Annotated in this window: 20 protein-coding genes and 1 tRNA gene; 16 read left to right on the plus strand and 5 right to left on the minus strand. The window is 65.1% G+C overall.

Annotated features, from left to right (window positions below):
• Nucleotides 1–301 precede the first annotated feature (301 nt).
• The gene (gene pncA / locus JQ603_RS37150) at nt 302–1024 is read left to right on the plus strand and encodes a bifunctional nicotinamidase/pyrazinamidase (RefSeq protein ID WP_212348345.1); all 723 of its coding nucleotides are present in this window, start codon (nt 302–304) and stop codon (nt 1022–1024) included.
• Between the two features lie 120 nt (nt 1025–1144).
• On the opposite strand, the gene grpE is transcribed toward pncA, so the two are convergent.
• Both grpE and hrcA read right to left on the minus strand, forming a co-directional pair.
• Nucleotides 1145–1762 carry a nucleotide exchange factor GrpE gene (gene grpE, locus JQ603_RS37155; RefSeq protein ID WP_212348348.1) on the minus strand — a complete coding sequence of 206 codons (618 nt, stop codon included), beginning with the start codon at nt 1760–1762 and terminating at the stop codon, nt 1145–1147.
• Between the two features lie 109 nt (nt 1763–1871).
• Nucleotides 1872–2960, minus strand: a complete 1089-nt coding sequence (hrcA, locus tag JQ603_RS37160) for a heat-inducible transcriptional repressor HrcA (RefSeq protein ID WP_212348351.1) — start codon at nt 2958–2960, stop codon at nt 1872–1874.
• Between the two features lie 180 nt (nt 2961–3140).
• On the opposite strand from hrcA, the gene rph reads away from it, so the two are divergent.
• From rph to hemW, 3 genes are read left to right on the plus strand one after another with little or no spacing between them, the layout of a single operon-like run.
• Entirely contained in the window at nt 3141–3854 is a 714-nt protein-coding gene (gene rph, locus JQ603_RS37165) for a ribonuclease PH (protein WP_212348353.1), read from the plus strand.
• Between the two features lie 11 nt (nt 3855–3865).
• Nucleotides 3866–4501 (plus strand): RdgB/HAM1 family non-canonical purine NTP pyrophosphatase, encoded by a 636-nt coding sequence (gene rdgB, locus JQ603_RS37170; RefSeq protein ID WP_212348356.1) that lies wholly within the window; start codon nt 3866–3868, stop codon nt 4499–4501.
• On the plus strand, nt 4488–5642 hold the full coding sequence (hemW, locus tag JQ603_RS37175) for a radical SAM family heme chaperone HemW (RefSeq protein ID WP_212348359.1): 1155 nt from the start codon (nt 4488–4490) through the stop codon (nt 5640–5642). The genes rdgB and hemW overlap by 14 nt, the downstream gene beginning before the upstream one ends.
• Nucleotides 5643–5757: 115 nt before the next feature.
• Here hemW and JQ603_RS37180 read toward each other — a convergent pair whose 3' ends face one another.
• The gene (locus tag JQ603_RS37180; RefSeq protein WP_212348362.1) at nt 5758–6993 is read right to left on the minus strand and encodes a penicillin-binding protein activator; all 1236 of its coding nucleotides are present in this window, start codon (nt 6991–6993) and stop codon (nt 5758–5760) included.
• Nucleotides 6994–7332: 339 nt separating this feature from the next.
• Here JQ603_RS37180 and rsmI point away from each other — a divergent pair, with 339 nt between their 5' ends.
• From rsmI to JQ603_RS37215, 7 genes are all read left to right on the plus strand, one after another.
• Entirely contained in the window at nt 7333–8283 is a 951-nt protein-coding gene (gene rsmI / locus JQ603_RS37185) for a 16S rRNA (cytidine(1402)-2'-O)-methyltransferase (protein ID WP_212348365.1), read from the plus strand.
• The gene (locus JQ603_RS37190) at nt 8270–8668 is read left to right on the plus strand and encodes a YraN family protein (RefSeq protein WP_212348369.1); all 399 of its coding nucleotides are present in this window, start codon (nt 8270–8272) and stop codon (nt 8666–8668) included. The genes rsmI and JQ603_RS37190 overlap by 14 nt, the downstream gene beginning before the upstream one ends.
• 10 nt (nt 8669–8678) lie before the next feature.
• A complete protein-coding gene (gene gshB / locus JQ603_RS37195) occupies nt 8679–9623 on the plus strand; it encodes a glutathione synthase (RefSeq protein ID WP_212348372.1) in 945 nt (314 codons plus the stop codon).
• A 495-nt stretch (nt 9624–10118) separates the two neighbouring features.
• Nucleotides 10119–10931 carry a Flp pilus assembly protein CpaB gene (gene cpaB / locus JQ603_RS37200; protein ID WP_212348375.1) on the plus strand — a complete coding sequence of 271 codons (813 nt, stop codon included), beginning with the start codon at nt 10119–10121 and terminating at the stop codon, nt 10929–10931.
• Nucleotides 10932–10941: 10 nt separating this feature from the next.
• Entirely contained in the window at nt 10942–12462 is a 1521-nt protein-coding gene (locus JQ603_RS37205) for a type II and III secretion system protein family protein (RefSeq protein WP_212348378.1), read from the plus strand.
• A 40-nt stretch (nt 12463–12502) separates the two neighbouring features.
• Nucleotides 12503–13237, plus strand: coding sequence for a CpaD family pilus assembly protein (locus JQ603_RS37210; protein ID WP_212348381.1), 735 nt, complete (start codon nt 12503–12505; stop codon nt 13235–13237).
• Nucleotides 13234–14526 (plus strand): AAA family ATPase, encoded by a 1293-nt coding sequence (locus JQ603_RS37215; RefSeq protein ID WP_212348384.1) that lies wholly within the window; start codon nt 13234–13236, stop codon nt 14524–14526. Before JQ603_RS37210 ends, JQ603_RS37215 begins: the two co-directional genes overlap by 4 nt.
• A gap of 30 nt (nt 14527–14556) precedes the next feature.
• On the opposite strand, the gene JQ603_RS37220 is transcribed toward JQ603_RS37215, so the two are convergent.
• Nucleotides 14557–15333, minus strand: a complete 777-nt coding sequence (locus JQ603_RS37220; protein WP_212348386.1) for a tetratricopeptide repeat protein — start codon at nt 15331–15333, stop codon at nt 14557–14559.
• A 79-nt stretch (nt 15334–15412) separates the two neighbouring features.
• Nucleotides 15413–15658 (minus strand): PilZ domain-containing protein, encoded by a 246-nt coding sequence (locus tag JQ603_RS37225; protein ID WP_011083489.1) that lies wholly within the window; start codon nt 15656–15658, stop codon nt 15413–15415.
• 273 nt (nt 15659–15931) lie between these two features.
• Between JQ603_RS37225 and JQ603_RS37230 the strand changes: the two genes are divergently transcribed.
• The 5 genes from JQ603_RS37230 (at nt 15932) to JQ603_RS37250 (ending at nt 18327) form a co-directional block, all read left to right on the plus strand.
• A complete protein-coding gene (locus JQ603_RS37230; protein ID WP_212348389.1) occupies nt 15932–16138 on the plus strand; it encodes a hypothetical protein in 207 nt (68 codons plus the stop codon).
• Nucleotides 16138–16359 (plus strand): RNA-binding protein, encoded by a 222-nt coding sequence (locus JQ603_RS37235; RefSeq protein WP_212348392.1) that lies wholly within the window; start codon nt 16138–16140, stop codon nt 16357–16359. Before JQ603_RS37230 ends, JQ603_RS37235 begins: the two co-directional genes overlap by 1 nt.
• Before the next feature lie 69 nt (nt 16360–16428).
• Nucleotides 16429–17115: a hypothetical protein gene (locus JQ603_RS37240; protein WP_212348395.1), complete on the plus strand. Its 687-nt coding sequence runs from the start codon at nt 16429–16431 to the stop codon at nt 17113–17115.
• Between the two features lie 90 nt (nt 17116–17205).
• Nucleotides 17206–17293 (plus strand) — tRNA-Ser (locus JQ603_RS37245).
• Nucleotides 17294–17439: 146 nt separating this feature from the next.
• Nucleotides 17440–18327, plus strand: a complete 888-nt coding sequence (locus JQ603_RS37250) for a DDE-type integrase/transposase/recombinase (protein ID WP_212348398.1) — start codon at nt 17440–17442, stop codon at nt 18325–18327.
• Nucleotides 18328–18445 lie beyond the last annotated feature (118 nt).

Genomic DNA, 18445 nt, shown 5'->3' on the forward strand with positions numbered 1-18445 from the left:
AACTCCGCCCCATGGCAACACCTCCTCCAGGAAGTGTTGCACTTCGTTTGTGAACTCAGGGGACCCATAACCACAGGGGGTGGTTGTGTGGCGAGCTCGTAACTCCGAGTCTTCGCAAAACTATCGCTGCGGCGTATGGGTCCCGGCCCCCCGCGCGCAATTGCGCGCTAGGCCGGGACGACGACGATTTTGGGTTCGAGAGCCCAACCCCTCACCAATCCCGGCTGCATTTTCGGGCTTCTGTTCGTATACGAACGGAACTAGGCTTCCCCGGTTGGATCATCCTGGAGGGAGACGAACGATGCTGGATCGGCGACAGGTCTTGGCAATGCTTGGAACGACGGCGCTGGCGACCCTCGCGCCAACCGCGCTGTTTGCAGCGGCATCGATCAAGCCGGACGATGCGTCCGCGCTGCTCGTGATCGACGTGCAGAACTGCTTCCTGCCCGGCGGCAGTCTCGCCGTGAAGGAAGGCGAGCAGGTGGTGCCCGTCATCAACAAGATGGCAAAAGCGTTTGCGAACGTGGTGATGACGCAGGACTGGCACACGCCCGGCCACGTCTCGTTTGCGTCGGTCCACTCCGGCAAGAAGCCGTTCGAGACCATCGACCTGCCCTACGGCAAGCAGGTGCTGTGGCCGGATCATTGCGTGCAGGGCACCGATGGCGCGGCGCTGTCGAAGGACCTTGCGATCCCGCACGCCGAGCTCATCATCCGCAAGGGTTTTCACAAGGACGTCGACAGCTACTCGGCCTTCCTCGAAGCCGACGGCAAGACCTCGACGGGACTTGCAGGCTATCTGAAGGGCCGCAAAATCAAGCGCGTCTTCGTCGCAGGACTTGCGACGGATTTCTGCGTCGCCTGGACCGCGCTGGACGCGCGCAAGGCGGGCTTCGAGGTCTATGTGGTGGAAGACGCCTGCCGCGGCATCGACACCCAGGGCTCGCTGGCAAAGGCCTGGGCCGACATGGCCAAGGCCGGCGTGAAGCGCATCCAGTCCGCGGATATCGCGGTGAGCGCGTAGGCTTTCACGCAGTCATTCCGGGGCGATGCGAAGCATCGAACTCCGGTGCGCAATTGCGCACCGGAGAATCTCGAGATTCCGGGTTCGGCTCTGCGAGCCGCCCCGGAATGACACCAAGACTCAGTTCGTCGCGCCGCTCGACTCGTTGTTGTTGGCCGCAGGCGCGGCCTTCGCGCCGCCCTTGGCGACGCCGACGAGAGCCGGGCGCAGCACGCGGTCGCCGATGGTGTAGCCGGCCTGCATGATCTGCACCACGGTGCCCGACGGCACCGACGGATCAGGCACTTCGTACATCGCCTGGTGGAAGTTCGGATCGAACTTCTGGCCCTGCGGATCGAGCTTCTTCACGCCGTGCTTTTCCAGCGCGTTGAGCAGCGCGCGCTCGGTGAGCTCGACGCCTTCGATCAGCGAGATCAGGCCGGGATCGGCCGTGGCACGCGCTTCGGCCGGAACGGCATCGAGCGCGCGCTGGAGATTGTCGGCGATGTCGAGCACGTCGCGGGCAAAGCCGGTGATGCCGTAGAGGCGGGCGTCGGCGACCTCCTTGGTGGTGCGCTTGCGCAAATTCTCCATCTCGGCCAGCGTCCGCAGCATGCGGTCGCGCGCCTCGGCGGCTTCCTTCTGCAGCAGCTCGACCGAACCCGGCTCGGGATCGTCGGGCATGATGTAGGGTTTTGACACCACGGGCTCGCCGGTCGGCGCGGTCGTGTCTTCGGGTTGCCGGTCTCGATCGGTCATCGGCTCAAATCTCGAACTCGTTTCCAAGGATTGTCAGGAAGGATTGTTGGCCCGGATATCGTGCCTTAAGCGGCGAAAATCAAGCGCCCGTGATCGGCGCAAATGCCGGTCAGCCCCCCAAAAGGCGGCTGACGATGCGGGCGGCATAGTCCACGGTCGGGATCACGCGGGCATAATTCAGCCGCGTCGGCCCGATCACGCCGAGAACACCGACGATGTGGCCGGCGGCATCCCGATAGGGTGAGATGATGGTGGAGGACCCCGACAGCGAAAACAGCTTGTTCTCGGAGCCGATGAAGATCCGCACGCCCTCGGCGGTCTCGGCGCGGCCGAGCAGGTCGATGACGCCGCGCTTGGTCTCGAGATCGTCGAACAACAGGCGCACCCGCTCCAGATCCTCCAGTGCGTGCAGATCTTCCAGCAGATTGGCGTGACCGCGGACGATGAGCTGGCGGTCCTCGTTCTCGCCACCCGACCAGCTGGCGATGCCGGCTGAAATCACCTTCTGCGTCAGCTGATCGAGCTCGGCGCGGGCTTGCCCGAGCGCGGTTTCAAGCTCGAGCCGCGCCTCGGCCAGTGTCCGGCCGCGAATCCGGGCATTGAGGAAATTGCCGGCTTCGGTGATGGCCGAGGAGGGAACCCCCGGCGGCAGCGTCAGCACCCGGTTTTCGACCTGGCCATCCTCGCCGACCAGGATCACCAGCGCTTTTTCCGGTTCCAGGCGGACGAATTCGATGTGCTTGAGCCGCGCATTGGATTTCGGCGTCAAAACCACCGCCGCGGCGCGGGTCAGGCCCGACAGCCGCGTCAGCGCCTGGTCCAACGCCGCCTCGACCGACTGGGCCTGGCCGACCGTGGCAAGCTGGCTCTGGATCGACTGCCGTTCGGCCTCGTTGAGATCGCCGACCTGCATCAGGGCGTCGACGAAGAAGCGCAGGCCGAGTTCCGTCGGCAGCCGGCCCGCCGAGGTGTGCGGGGCGTAGATCAGGCCGAGCTGTTCCAGATCCGCCATGACGTTGCGAACCGAGGCCGGCGACAGCGGCGTGGCAATCAGGCGGGAAATGTTGCGCGAGCCGACCGGCTCACCGGTCGCGAGATAGCTTTCGACAATTTGACGAAAGATGTCGCGGGAACGCTCGTTGAGCTGGGCGAGGCCTGCGCGCGGCGCGATCAGATGGATCGGATCGTGATGGGCCACAGACGGTAACTCCTCTCAGATGCTCATAATTTGTCCATCCGGGACGGTTCTGACAAGCGTGGCGTTTGCGGGGTGGAAAACCGGGGCGAACAAGCGCCGATCTTCCCCCTTGCCGCCCACCGTCACCGCACCTACAAGCACCGCGAACAGCCTTTTTCCGAGAATTTTGGAGGATTTCCCATGCGGCCAAGCCGCCGTGCGCCCGACGAATTGCGCCCCGTGACGCTGGAGCGCGGCGTCGTCAAATATGCGGAAGGCTCCTGCCTGGTGAAATTCGGCGACACCCATGTGCTGGTCACCGCCACGCTGGAGGACCGCCTGCCGCCGTGGCTGAAGGGCCAGGGCCGCGGCTGGGTCACCGCCGAATACGGCATGCTGCCGCGCGCGACCTCCGAACGCACCCGCCGCGAGGCCTCCGCCGGCAAGCAGAGCGGCCGCACCGTCGAGATCCAGCGCCTGATCGGCCGCTCCTTGCGTACCATCGTCGACCTCGAAGCGCTCGGCGAGCGCCAGATCACGGTCGATTGCGACGTGCTCCAGGCCGACGGCGGCACCCGCACGGCCTCGATCACCGGCGCCTGGGTCGCGCTCGCCGATTGCATCAGCTGGATGAAGGCGCGCAACATGATCAAGGCCAACGTGCTGCGCGACAACGTCGCGGCGATCTCCTGCGGCATCTACAACGGCACGCCGGTGCTCGATCTCGATTATGCCGAGGATTCGGAAGCCGAAACCGACGCCAATTTCGTCATGACCGGCGATGGCCGCATCATCGAGGTGCAGGGCACCGCGGAACGCGAGCCGTTCACGGAAACCGAGTTCCTGGCGCTGATGGCGCTGGCGCGCAAGGGCGTCGCGCGTCTCGTGGACTTGCAGAAACTGGCTGTCGCGTAGTCAATAGGCCCATGCACCGCCGAATCACCGGAAAGCTCGTCATCGCCACCCACAATCCCGGCAAGCTCGCCGAGATGAAGGAGCTGCTTGCGCCGTACGGGATCGAGGCGGTGTCGGCCGGTGAGCTCGGCCTGGATGAGCCCGAGGAAACCGGCAACGACTTCCGCAGCAACGCCGCGATCAAGGCGATCGCGGCGGCAAAGGCGACGAAGCTTCCCTCCTTCGCCGACGATTCCGGCATCGTGGTCGATGCGCTCGACGGCGCGCCCGGCATCTACAGCGCGCGCTGGGCCGGTCCGACCAAGGATTTCAACGCGGCGATGGCGCAGATCGAGCGGCTGCTGCAGGAGCGCGGCGCGAGCACGCCCGCAAAGCGCACCGCGCATTTCGTCTCCGCGCTCTGCGTGGCCTGGCCCGACGATCATCTCGAAGAGGTCGCGGCGCGCGTCGACGGCACGCTGGTCTGGCCGCCGCGCGGCACCGCCGGGTTCGGCTACGACCCGATGTTCCTGCCCGATGGCCACGGCCGCACCTTTGGCGAGATGGAAAGCATCGAGAAGCACGGCCTGCCGCCGCTCGGCCTCGGTCTGTCCCATCGCGCCCGCGCCTTCGTGAAACTGGCGGAGATCTGCCTTGAGCCGCGCTAAGGAAGCCTTCGGCGTCTACGTGCACTGGCCGTTCTGCCTGTCGAAGTGTCCGTACTGCGACTTCAACAGCCATGTCCGCCACGCCGCGATCGACGAGGCGCGCTTTGCTTCGGCCTTCGCGCGCGAGATCGCAACGACCGCCGAGCGCGCACCCGGCCGCGAAGTGACCTCGATCTTCCTCGGCGGCGGCACGCCGTCGCTGATGCAGCCTTCAACGGTCGGCGCGGTGCTCGATGCCATCGGCAAGCACTGGACCGTCGCAGGCGACGTCGAGGTGACGCTGGAAGCGAACCCGACCAGCGTCGAAGCCACGCGCTTCGCCGGCTATCGCTCAGCCGGCGTCAACCGCGTCTCGCTCGGCGTGCAGGCGCTCGACGATGCCTCGCTGAAAGCTTTGGGACGCATGCACAGCGCGCGCGAGGCGCTCGATGCCGTCGCCATCGCGCGCCGCTCATTCGACCGCTATTCGTTCGACCTGATCTACGCCCGTCCCGACCAGACGCCGGCGATGTGGGCCGATGAGCTGCGGCACGCGATCGATGAAGCGGCCGAACATCTGTCGCTCTATCAATTGACGATCGAGGAAGGCACGCCGTTCTTCGGCCTGCACCAGGCCGGCAAGCTGAAGACGCCGGACGAAGCGGTCGCGCGCGCGCTCTACGACGTCACGCAGGAGACCTGCGACAAGCTGGGGCTACCCGCCTACGAGATCTCCAACCACGCACGACGCGGCGCCGAGTGCCGGCACAATCTGGTCTACTGGCGCGGCGAGGAATATGCCGGCATCGGCCCGGGCGCACACGGCCGTCTCGACATCGATGGCGTGCGCCATGCCACCGCCACCGAGAAGCGTCCCGAGGCCTGGCTGATGCGGGTCGAGACCAACGGCCACGGCGTCATCACCGACGATCTCCTCAACAGCGAGGAGCGCGCTGATGAATTTTTGCTGATGGGACTGCGTCTCGCCGAAGGCATCGACCCCGCGCGCTACAAAGCGCTGTCAGGCCGCCCGCTCGATCCCAAGCGCATCGCGCTGCTGCGCGAGGAAGGCGCGATCACGGTCGATGCGACGGGACGGTTGCGCGTGACAAGCAGCGGTTTCCCGGTGCTCGACGCGGTGGTCGCGGATCTCGCGGCGTAACGCACTGCCGTAGGGTGGGTTAGCGAAGCGTAACCCACCACTGTCTGTCTCCGCAGAGGTAGAAGAGGTGGGTTACGCCTTCGGCTAACCCACCCTACGGCACCGTCGTCCTGAACTAGGCCCCAAAACTCTTCGGCGAGCCCGCGACCGCAACGCCGCCGCCGGTCGTCACCTTCATCACGGCAAGGCCGCGTTCATTGGTGCCGTCGGGGCGGAAGCGGAACAGACCGTCGATGCCGGCGAAGCCGGAAGGATTGGTGAGCACATCGGAGGAGAAGCGCGTGGGCCCTTGCGTGCGCGCCAGCGCGGCGACGAGCGCGACCGCATCATAGGCGAGCGTCGCGGTGCGGATCGGCTCGGCGCCGTACTTCGTGCGATAGCGGCCCGAGAACGCGCGAAAACCGGCCGGATCGGGCGCGGCATAGAGGCCGCCCTGCAGCGCCGAGCTCGCATAGACGCGCGGATTGTCCCACAGGCCGGTGCCGAGCAGCTGGATGTTGCGCAAATTCGCACCCGCCGCGGTCATCGCATCCGCGACCGTCACCACCGCATCGCCGTCGTCGGCAATGAACAGCGCATCCGCGCTGCCGAGCTGCTGCGCCACGGTGCGCGCCGGCGTGGCGCGATCGGCGCCGTATTTCTCGAACGCGACGATGCGCCCGCCGCGCCGCGGCACCGCCGCCTTCACCGCGGCTTCGACCACATTGCCATAGGCATTGTCGGGCACCAGCACGGCGACGGAGCGCTTTCCGATGCTGGCGGAATATTCGATGATGCGGTTGACGTCGGACTCCGGCAGGAACGAGAGCAGATAGACGCCGCGGCCGGCGATGCTGGAGTCGGTCGAGAACGCGATCACCGGGATGTTGCGGGTGCGCGCGACCTGCGCCACGGCCGGCACGGATTGCGCGAACAGCGGCCCCAGGATGATCTCGGCGCCCTCCTCGACAGCTTGCTGCGCGCCGGCTTGCGCGCCCTGCGGGCTGCCATTGTCGTCCTTGATCAGCAGCTGGATGTTCGGGTTCTGGAACTCGGCCAGCGCCATCTCGGCGGCGTTGCGCATGGACTGCGCGGCAAGCCCGGCATTGCCGGCCGCCGAGAGCGGCAGGATCACCGCGACCTTGACCCCGCCGCTGCCGGCGGTCGTCGCCTGTTGCGGGGGACCTGCCGGCTGGGCCGGCGGCGCGGAGGAGCTCGAGAACGGATTGGAGAACTGGCTGAGGCTCTGCTGCACGCCGGCGCAGGCCGACAGCAGGGGCGCCCCCAGCAACAGGCCGAGCGCACTGCGCCGGGTCGCTCCCGACGATCGGGGGCCCGGAACGGGAGATTTTGGATGACGCGGGCCCAGCATGACAGCTTCTCTTCCGGCCGGCTCTCGCCAGCCGGTCACAACATTCTTTGCCGCGACACGAGCCGCGGATTCAGGCATAGTGTCGACAAATAGTTAACCAAAACAAAAGGATAATGACCGCTTAACGCGGCTGCCTTCCCGTCCTGGCCAGCTGTTCGCCGTTCGTCGCGTAGCATCAAGGCGGCGTTTCCGTCGCGAATATGGCACGAGGGCCCTCACTCCCCCTCGACGTGACCTTGGGTCGATCACATTCCTGTCCGTTCCTCGCCCCTCACCTCAGCACGATCTTTTCGAAGAGCAGTTCCCAGCCCTGCGGATCGTGCCTAAGTTGACTTCATTATGCGCGCAAAGCCGGCCCCGATAAATACGCCTGAAGGCCCAGACGCCGCCCCGCGCGGCTTCTCCATCGATGCCCATCGGCTGGCGGCCCCGAAGGCGGCCGCGGGCCTCCACCTGGTCGCGACCCCCATCGGCAATCTCGGCGACATCACGCTGCGCGCACTGCAGACGCTCGCCGGCGTCGATGTCATCGCCTGCGAGGACACCCGCATCACGCGCCGCCTGACCGAGCGCTACGACATCTCCGCCCAGCTCAGGCAATATCACGAGCACAATGCCGAAGCGGCGCGCCCGAAGATCCTGGAGGCGCTGGCGCAGGGCGGCTCGGTCGCGCTGGTATCGGATGCCGGCACGCCGCTGATCTCCGATCCCGGCTTCAAGCTGGTGCGCGAGGTCTGCGCAGCCGGCCATGCCGTGTATGCGCTGCCCGGCCCGTCCTCGGTGCTGGCGGCACTGTCGGTCGCGGCGCTGCCGACGGACCGCTTCTTCTTCGAAGGCTTCTTGCCGGCGAAATCCGCGGCGCGGCGCTCCCGCCTTGCCGAGCTCGCCCGCATCGACGCGACGCTCGTGATGTTCGAATCCGGCAACCGCGTGCAGGATACACTCACCGAACTCGCCGAGATCATGGGCAGCCGCGAGGCCGCGATCTGCCGTGAGCTGACCAAGCTGCACGAAGAGATTTCGCGCGCAACGCTGCACGAGCTGGCGCAGGGCGCTGCATCGCTGGAAACGCGCGGCGAATTCGTCCTGGTGATCGCTCCGCCCGCGGCCGACGCCGAGGTGCTGACATCGGATGCGCTGGACGATCTTCTGCGCGCGCAGCTCGCAGCGCACAGCGTCAAGGACGCGGTGGCACATGCGGTCGCGCTCTCGGGCCGGCCGCGCCGCGAGGTCTATGCCCGCGCGCTCGAGCTCGCAAAAGATCTGCGGGGCGACGATGGCGAAGACTGAGGGTGCGGAACCGAAAGTCGCCTCGCCCGAGCGCGTCGCCGCCTTCCGCACCGGCATCTCCGCGGAGAGCCGCGCCGCCGCCTATCTCATGGCCAAGGGCTACCGCATCCTGGCAAAACGCTACCGCACGCCGCATGGCGAGATCGACATCGTGGCGCGCCGCCGCAATCTGATCGCCTTCGTCGAGGTCAAGGCGCGCGCCAGCCTGGATGATGCCGCTTTCGCGGTAACCCCACGCCAGCAGCAGCGCATCATCGACGCCGCCCAAGGCTGGCTCGTGGCGCATCCCGAGCATGCCGAATTCGAATTGCGATTTGACGCCATGCTGATTGCGCCGCGCTCGCTTCCGCGCCATGTGTTGGCGGCATTCGACGCCTCGACCTGAAAGGCAGACCATGAAACTCAACGTCGCCGTCCAGATGGACCCCATCGCCCGCATCAACATCAAGGGCGATTCCACCTTCGCGCTGCTCTTGGAGGCGCAGAAGCGCGGCCATGGCCTGTCCTATTATACGCCCGACAAGCTCTCGATGGTCGGCGATGAACTGGTCGCGCCGGTGCAACTTCTGACCGTGCGTGACGAGCCCGGCGATCATTTCACCCTCGGCGAGCCCAAGCGCGAGGCGCTCAACGGCTTCGACGTGGTGCTGCTGCGCCAGGACCCGCCCTTCGACCTCGCCTACATCACCTCGACGCACTTCCTGGAGCGCATCCATCCGAAGACGCTGGTCGTCAACGATCCGGCCTCGGTGCGCAACGCGCCGGAAAAGCTGTTCGTGATGAACTTCCCGCAGCTGATGCCGCCGACGCTGATCTCGCGCGACCTCGACGAGATCAACGCGTTCCGCGACCGGCACGGCGCTGTCGTGATGAAGCCGCTGCACGGCCATGGCGGCGCGGCGGTGTTCCGCGTGATGCCGCAGGACATGAATTTCGGCTCGCTGTTCGACATGTTCTCGGTCACGTTCAAAGAGCCCTGGGTGATCCAGCAGTTCATCCCCGAGGTAAAGCACGGCGACAAGCGCATCATCCTCGTCAACGGCGAGTTCGCCGGCGCGGTGAACCGCGTGCCGGCCGCGGACGACCTCCGCTCCAACATGGTGCGCGGCGGCGCCGCGCAGGAGACCGAGCTCACCCCGCGCGAGCGCGAAATCTGTGCGACCGTCGGCCCGGCACTGCGCGAGAAGGGCCTGCTGTTCGTCGGCATCGACGTCATCAACGGCAATCTCACCGAGATCAACGTGACCTCGCCCACCGGCATCCGCGCCATCTCACGGCTCGGCGGCCCCGACGTGGCGGCGAAGATCTGGGACGTGATCGAGCAGAAGCGGAAGAAGTAAGTCTCGTAGCCCGAATTGCGCTTCGCTCCATCCGGGCTACGCACGCGCGCTGCGCACAACTGTTTCCCCAACGTCGTCCTGGCGAAGGCCAGGACCCATTACCCCAACCGCTGGTTTGGCGAAGTCGGGTAGACACGTTCTGCAACAATTCCCATTGGTGGTAATGGGTCCTGGCTTTCGCCAGGACGACACCGGTGATGTAGCGCGCCGCTTCCTTCTCACAACCATGATCGTGCAGCTCCAAACGTGGGAGCCACTAACCACCCGTTCACCATGACGCCCCGCGCCTCATGCGAACGCGCGATCCGGCATGCGTGAATCTACGGGGCCGCTCGCCGACTGAATAACGCCGCGTTCACCATCTGCCGAAAACCAGCATCGTGACCGGCCGGCGCATTCGGCCTCGCAACACCCCTTATACTTTTACTCCCTACTCATCGACGCAGGGGAACCCGCCAGGTGCGGTTCGAGTGACCCGCGTAAGAGTAAAAGCGTATGAACACCGCACGCATTGTCGTTCTCGTCATCGCGCTGGGCGCCGGCGGCGTCGCTGCATATCTGGCGAGCGGCTATCAGAATGCGCCCGCTCCCGTCGCTCCCGTCGCCGAGAAGCTGCCGACGGTCGAGGTTCTGATCGCGAAGAACGACATCCAGCTCGGCCAGGCCGTGAAGCCCGACGACCTGCAATGGCAGTCCTGGCCGGCCGCGACCGCGAGCAGCGCCTTCATCCGCCGCGACGCCAGGCCCGACGCGCAGACCCAGATCGCCGGCTCGATCGCACGCGTCCCCTTGATGCAGGGCGAGCCGATCCGCGAGCAGAAGCTGGTGCGGGCCGAAGGCTCCGGCTTCATGGCCGCGATCCTGCCCTCGGGCATGCGGGCCGTCTCCACCGAGATTTCAGCCGAGACCGGCGCCGGCGGCTTCATCCTGCCGAACGACCGCGTCGATGTCGTCCTGACGCGCCGCCTGAAGAATCCCGACGCCAACGGCGCAACCGCCGGCAACGACCTCATCGTGTCCGAGGTCATCCTGTCCAATATCCGCGTGCTCGCGATCGACCAGGCGCCGAAGGAAAAGGACGGCCAGACCGCCGTGATCGGCAAGACCGTCACGCTCGAGCTCAAGCCCGACCAGGTCGCGACGCTGTCGGCCGCGCGCCAGGGCGGCACGCTCCAGCTCGCGCTGCGCAGCATCGTCGATGTCAACGCGACCGAACTCACGGTCGAGGATCAGGCGGCCAAGCGTTCCGGCGGGGTCAACGTGATTCGTTACGGGGTGCAGGTGCGGCAACTGACGTCACAGAAGTGATGGGGATAGCATGAACTACGGGGATGATCGGGCGGGCCTGCGCATTCGGGGGAATCGCGCAAGCACGTTCTGGACGGGGGCGATGCTGATGCTGGGGCTGCTCGCAGTTCCCGACATGGTCAGCGCTGCTGCGGATGCGCCGGTCGGCGACCAGGCACCGATGCAGGTGCCGGATCTCGGCTTGACGTCGGTCGGCTCGATCGCGCCGGCGAAGACGCGCTTTCTCTCGCTCGGCGTCGGCAAGTCCGTCGTCATCGACCTGCCGCGCGAGGTCAAGGACGTGCTGGTGGCCGATCCCAAGATCGCCAATGCGGTGATCCGCTCGGCCCAGCGCGCCTACATCATTGGCGGCCAGGTCGGCCAGACCAATGTCGTGTTCTTCACCGCCGACGGCCAGCAGGTCGCCGCCTACGACATCGCGGTGAAACGCGACCTCAACGGCATGCGTGCGGCGCTGCGCCAGTCGCTGCCGGGCGTGCAGATCGAGGGCGTCGGCGACAGCGTGATGCTGACCGGATCGGTGTCGAGCCCGGTCGAGGCCCAGCAGGCCGGCGACGTCGCCGCAAAGCTCGTCGGCGGCGCCGAGAAGGTCGTCAACAACATCGTCGTGCGCGGCCGCGACCAGGTGATGCTCAAGGTTGTCGTCGGCGAAGTGCGCCGCGACATCGTCAAGCAGCTCGGCGTCGATCTCAGCGCCAGCCTGAACGCCGGCACCGCCGTCGTGAATTTCAACAACTCCAACCCGTTCTCGGTCTCCGGCGGCCCGCTCGTCAGCAGCAACGGACTCGGTGTTACTGGCCTTGCAAAAGGCGTGGCCACCGTCAACGCCACGATGCGCGCGATGGAAAGCGCCGGCGTGATGCGCACCCTGGCCGAGCCGAGCCTGACGGCGATCTCCGGCGAGTCGGCCACTTTCATCGCCGGCGGCGAATTCCCGATCCCTGCGGGCTATTCCTGCGATCCGGTCACCCACGTCTGTACCACCCAGATCACCTACAAGAAGTTCGGCATCTCCCTGAACTTCACGCCGGTCGTGCTCAGCGAGGGACGTATCAGCCTGCGCGTGATGACCGAAGTCTCGGAGCTGTCGAATCAGAACGCCATCTCCGTGACGCAGGCGGTGTCCTCGGGCACGACCAGCTCGATCACCATCCCCTCGATCCAGACCCGCCGCGCCGAGACCACGCTGGAAATTCCCTCGGGCGGCTCGATGGCGATGGCCGGCCTGATCCAGCAGCAGACCAAGCAGGCGATCAACGGCCTGCCCGGCGTCGACCAAGTGCCGATCATCGGCGCGTTGTTCCGCAGCCAGGACTTCGTCAACAACGAGACCGAGCTGATGGTGATCGTGACGCCCTATGTGGTGCGCGCGGTCGCCCAGAAGGAATTGTCGCGGCCGGACGACGGCTTCGCGCCGGCCTCGGACGCGCAGACGGCGCTGCTCGGCCGCATGAACCGCCTCTATGGCATCGCGCGGCGCGTCGATCCAATCGACGGCAATCGCGGCGATTTCGGCTTCATCATCGACTGAAACGAACGGTTTGGGGACCGGGACAAGAGGGGATCAAGCGATGACGAAGACGACAGCGGATCGACGTCGCGGCTTAAGCGTCGCGCTGGCGTTGACGGGTCTCTCCGTCATGCTCGGCGCCTGCAACACCACCGGCGAGATCGTCACCCAGACGGTGCCGACCGATTATCGCCAGCGCCACCCGATCGCGGTGCAGGAAGGCAAGAAGTCGATCGTGATCTTCGTCGGCAAGGCGCGCGGCGGACTCTCGGACGCGCAGCACTCCGACGTCGCGGGAATCGCCCGGGACTGGGTGCGCGAAGGCACCGGCTCCGTCGTCGTCGACGTGCCTGTAGACACCGCGAATTCGCGCGCTGCGGCGGCGACCTACCAGGAAATCCGTTCCGCGCTGGCATCCGGCGGCGTGCCGTCGCGCGCCATCGTCAAGCGTCCCTATCGGCCCGAGGATCCCGGCCTGCTGCCCACCATCCGCGTGAGCTATTCCAGGATCGCCGCGGTCGCCGGCCCCTGCGGGCTGTGGCCGGAGGACGTCGGGCCGTCCATCCTCGACCCCGGCTACAACGAGAACCGGCCGTATTTCAATCTGGGCTGCGCCAGTCAGCGCAACCTTGCTGCGATGATCGACAATCCCGCCGACCTCGAGCAGCCGCGCTCGGAAACGCCGGTTTACACCGCGCGGCGCGACATCGCCTTCGACCGCTATCGCAAGGGCACCCCGATCGCCACTCCCAATCCCGACGCCGAGAAGGCCAAACTCAGCGACACAGGCAAATGACAGGCTTCAACGACGAAGAAGAAGCGGACGATCCGCGGCACCCCGAGGAACACATTGCACCGGTTCCTCGCATCTCCGTGCAGGCGTTTTGCGAGACCGACCAGACGCTCAAGGCGGTGACCGCGGCGGGCGAGGATCGAAGGCTCGCCAAGGCGCATCTCACCGCCAAGGAAGGCGGCTTAGCTGCGGCGATCGAAGTCTATGAATCGATGCCGACGCCGAACGTGATCGTGATCGAATCCGACGGCACGCGCGACATCCTCGAAGGTCTCGACGATCTCGCCGGCGTCTGCGATCCCGGCACCCGCGTGGTCGTGATCGGCAACCCCAGCGATACCGCGCCCTATCGCGAGCTGGTGCGGCGCGGCGTCAACGACTACGTGGTCGGCCCGGTCGAAACGCTCGACGTGGTCCGCTCGATCTGCAGCCTGTTCTCGGCCTCCGAAGCCATCATCACCGGCCGCGTCATCGCGGTGGTCGGCGCCAAGGGCGGCGTCGGCGCGTCCACCGTCGCGCACAACGTCGCCTGGACCATCGCCCGCGACCTTTCGCTCGATTCCGTCGTGATCGATCTCGACCTCGCCTTCGGCACCGCGGGCCTCGATTACAACCAGGACCCGGCGCAGGGCATCGCCAATGCGGTGCTGTCGCAGGACCGGCCCGACACCGCGCTGATGGAGCGCCTGCTCGCCAAATGCACCGAGCACCTCAGCCTCCTCGCCGCACCCGCCACCCTCGACCGCGTCTATGATTTCGGTGCCGAAGCGTTCGACGCGGTGTTCGACACGCTGCGCATGACCACGCCCTGCATCGTGCTCGACGTTCCCCATCAATGGTCCGCCTGGACCAAGCGCGCGCTGGTCAACGCCGACGACATCGTGATCGTAGCCGAACCCGATCTCGCCAATTTGCGCAACACCAAGAACATGCTGAGCGTGCTGAAGGCGGCGCGGCCGAACGACCGGCCGCCGCTGTACTGCATCAACCAGGTCGGCATGCACAAGCGCGCGGAGATCGAGGTCAAGGCGTTCGCCAAGACCATGGAGAGCCAGCCGATCGCGGTGATCCCGTTCGATTCGAAACTGTTCTCGACCGCGGCCAATAACGGCCAGATGATCGCGGAGGTCTCCAAGAACCACCGCACCACCGAGCTGTTCCAGACCATGGCCAACCGCCTCGCCGGGCGCGGCGACGTGAAGAAGCCGAAGCGTTCGCTGCTCGGCCCGCTCCTGAAGAAGCTGAAGGGCCGCTCGGGTCGCGGCTCCGCCCCGCATCGCAAGGCGTCGTAGGTTTCCCGTACGGAAAACGCGGCGAGCGGGCTACTTCTCGGCCCGCTGCTGCTGCTTCTTCGCCAGCAACTGACGCAACGCCGCGACCTTGGCCGCGGCCTGGTCCGGCGGCAAATCTGCCTTCACGAGGATTTCAGCCTCGGCCTCGCGGCCTTGCAATCCCAGCACGAGCGCGAGATTGGCACGGATCCGCACATCGTTCTGATTGCGCTGATAGGCGCGGCCGAGCACCTGTTCGGCCCGCGGCAGATTGCTCTGCAGCATGTAGGACAGGCCGAGATTGGACAGAACCTGCGGCTCGTCAGGCACGATCTTCAACGCGCTCGCATAATATTGCTGCGCTTCTTCGTTGCGGCCGAGCTGATCGAGCGCGGCGCCCTGCGCCGACAGGATCCGCCAGTCGGGATCCTCGGGCGAATGCGCGCGGCCCAGAACGTCGAATGCCTGCTGGAAATTGCCGTTGTCGGCGAGCGCGCGGCCGTAGCCGGCGAGCAGCGCCTTGTTGCTGGGATGGGCGAGCACGGCCTGCTCGAGCACCGCGACCGCCTGGGCGCGCTGGCCGGTGGCGCGCAGCGCCTTGCCGTATTCGAGCGCGAGGTTGGGATCACCGGGCTTGGCGCGATAGCGCTCGCGCAGCCCGTCCATGTCCGACCTGGCGTCGGCCTTGCCGGCTGTTTCCGGCTTGCCGCCGAGCGCGCCGGTGACATCCTCGAGGCTCGTCGTCTGACAGCCGCCGAGGGCAAGCACGATGAGCGCGGAAAGCAGAAATCTCGCCGGGGGGAAGGCGAGGGACGAACGCTTGGGCATACTCTGATCACTCGGCAACTGATCAGAGATGCTTACCGATTAACGCTAAAGTCCCGTTAAGGACGCGTATCGATCGGACTTAGTCGGTGAATTCGGCACCGAATTCGCAGCCGATGCGCCAGCGCAGGCGGCACTGGCGGGAATAGTCGGGTGCAAAGATGATGGTGAATTGCGGCGGCACTTCCAGAAACTCCGCCACGACTTTCACGCCCCCGTCCGAGATATCCGTGATGGTGCAGTCCCTGGGCAGCGAGCCCGCCCCAAAATGAATCTTGGCGAGCCGGCTGCACACCCGACGTTCGCTTCTCCGGCGATTTGCAAGCATTTGAACTGTTCACCCGTTAGACCACGGCCCATCCCGCACCCTCAGGAATAGCGGACATTCGTTGGAATGTGCTGATGAGAGCCGCTCGCATTCAAGGCGTAGTGTCTCCGTTGTGTTTACGGCCTGTTAGGGCTGGACGGGCGCCCTGGATTGTTCCCGTATTGTTCTTGCGGACGGCGGGTCGTGCCTCAGTTTGAAATTTAGCCCGTCTTGACGGTCACCAGATGGACCCGGCTTCCGTGCTATATTGGCGAGACCAGCAGCGGAGGCGAAATGGCGACTTTCCAAGCAGGCTTGGGCCGGATGTTAAACGGGAACCTGGTAATCTACGACTCTGTCACCATCGAAAATGACAGCTCAGTCGGTGCCGTTGAGCGCGCCAAGTCGTGGGCCTCGACAGTCGAGCAGCACGACGAATCGTGGCTTCAGGTTGTCTACAACGGGAAGGCCGTCGCCAGCCTCAAGCCGGGAGAATTCTGATGGCTAAGGGCCCCAAGGGCGAGAAGCGCCACGCCGACACCGTACAGAACGCCATGTTGATCGGCAGGATCGCGACCGGAGAGGTCGAGGACCCGCCCAGTAAGGTCCCGAATCGGGCCAAGGGCGGAAAGATCGGCGGGAAAGCGCGCTCCGAGGCCCTGTCTCCCGAGCGAAGGGCGGCTATTGCGAAGAAAGCTGCGCACAAACGCTGGGAATCGTAAACCAAGTTCTTGTATCCGTTGTGTAGAACATCTACAAGCATCCCATCCGGTCGAATCGGGTGGACGTAGATGGACGACGAAGTTCGCAAGGCAGCCGCTGGCGCCGTAGCCGAAAAGTTCCGAGACCTGATGCAACAGCGCTCAGACGCGCTGCGCCGTCGCGCGGAAATTGACCGGGAGATTCGCGGCTACGACCGCGCGTTGTTTGACTGTCGGGCCGCTGGCCGCCTTTTCGGCGTCGATATCGAGCTGCCCGATGATGCCAAGCCGGCGATGATCGTGAGGCCACATAATGTGAACAGAACAGTTCTGGCGCATCAGGTGGCGCATGAGGTGGCGCATCAGTGGCGCCGCAGCCCCTCCGCCGCACCAAGCCTGTTTGAGGAAGCCGCACCAAGGATAGTAGGCACTAAGGCAATGCCTGACCCGGAGCCCCCGGCCCCGCCAGTGCCCACGGTGGCGTCAACAACCCTTACGCCTGGTGCCGAGCCGTCGATCCGGGATCTGATCCTGCTCTACCTTAAGCAGGCTGGTGCAAAGGGCGAGAAGGCATCGCTGATGCGGCGAAAGGTCGAGACCTTCCTCAATCGCCAAATCCACTACAAAACCATTGGGATGAGCCTCTACCGGCTCTCCAAAGAGTCGCCCCCAGCGGTACGGCGAGAGGGCCAGACTTGGTTCCTCATCCCCCCGCTGCCGTGGGCAGAAACGAAAGACCCCGGCGCTGCTACACCGGGGTCCTCAGAAGGGAGGTGAAGGCGATGAGTAAGCACCGCTACGACACCAGCTAGTTCGTTTCCAACGTGGCTTGCGGTGGGGAAACCCGCCGCAAGTTCGTCTGCGTGCGCCCCGGTAGCTCAGTGGAGCCGTGAAAAGCCTAGAGAGCGCCGAGCTGCTAACTCGGAGGACGTTGGTTCGAGTCCAACCCGGGGCACGCGTGGATGAATATGAGGAAATTATCCTCGCTTAGCAACCGAAAAACCCTACGAATCCAAAAGGTTACAGATATTTAGTAGTCAGTGGAATCTAAACTGAACTAATTGCTTGACATATGTAGGGGTTCTGTTCATGATGCGATCTATGAACAGACTTCCTACAGAGAAGCGCGCCCAAATCCTCCAGATGCTCTGCGAGGGTTCTTCCATGCGCTCCATCTCCCGGGTCTCTGACGTTTCCCTGAACACGGTTACCAAGCTCTTGGTTGACGCTGGCAGCGCCTGCGCCGCCTTCCATGACGCGACCGTCCGCAACGTCAAATCCCAGCGCGTCCAGTGCGATGAAATCTGGAGCTTCGCCTACGCCAAGGCCAAAAACGTTCACAGCGCTAAGGCCGCTCCGATTGGCTCGGGCGACGTTTGGACGTGGACCGCTATTGATGCCGACTCCAAGCTGATCCTGACTTGGCTTGTCGGTGACCGCGACGCGAGCGCCGCCAACGCATTCATTGCCGACCTGAAGCCCCGGCTCGCAAACCGCGTCCAACTCACAACGGACGGCCACAAGGCTTACCTGCATGCGGTTAGCCAGGAATTCGGCCCCGATGGGGTGGACTACGGGATGCTTGTGAAACTGTACGGCAGCGACCCCCAAGCTCAGAAGCGCTACAGCCCGGCAAAACTCATCGGAATTGAGAAAGATCTGATCCTCGGCTCGCCCGACATGGCGCACGTCTCCACGTCCTACGTGGAGCGCCAGAACCTCACCATGCGCATGTCGATGCGCCGCTTTACCCGGCTCACCAATGCCTTCTCAAAGAAGGTGGAGAACCACTATCACGCCCTCTCGCTCTACTTCGTCTGGTATAACTTCATTAAGCAGCACAAGACGTTGCGTATGACCCCGGCGATGGCCGCTGGCCTTGTTTCATCGCCTCTCGAAATGACTGACATTGTTACGCTGATCGACCAACGCGAAGGCCCGGCAAAGAAGCGAGGGCCGTACAAGAAGAGGCTGCCAATTCCGGCCTAGGGCGGGAACGCCCCCTTAACAAAATTCGTTGACAATCCCGAGCGGGTCACCATTTATGGTGCCTGCTATATCCGCTACGCCCGTAGGCGGGCAACGTATCAACCCCCACGGTCCTGCC

The organism is Bradyrhizobium liaoningense (genome assembly GCF_018130825.1).
In the GTDB taxonomy this organism is placed as follows: Bacteria; Pseudomonadota; Alphaproteobacteria; order Rhizobiales; family Xanthobacteraceae; genus Bradyrhizobium; species Bradyrhizobium liaoningense_B.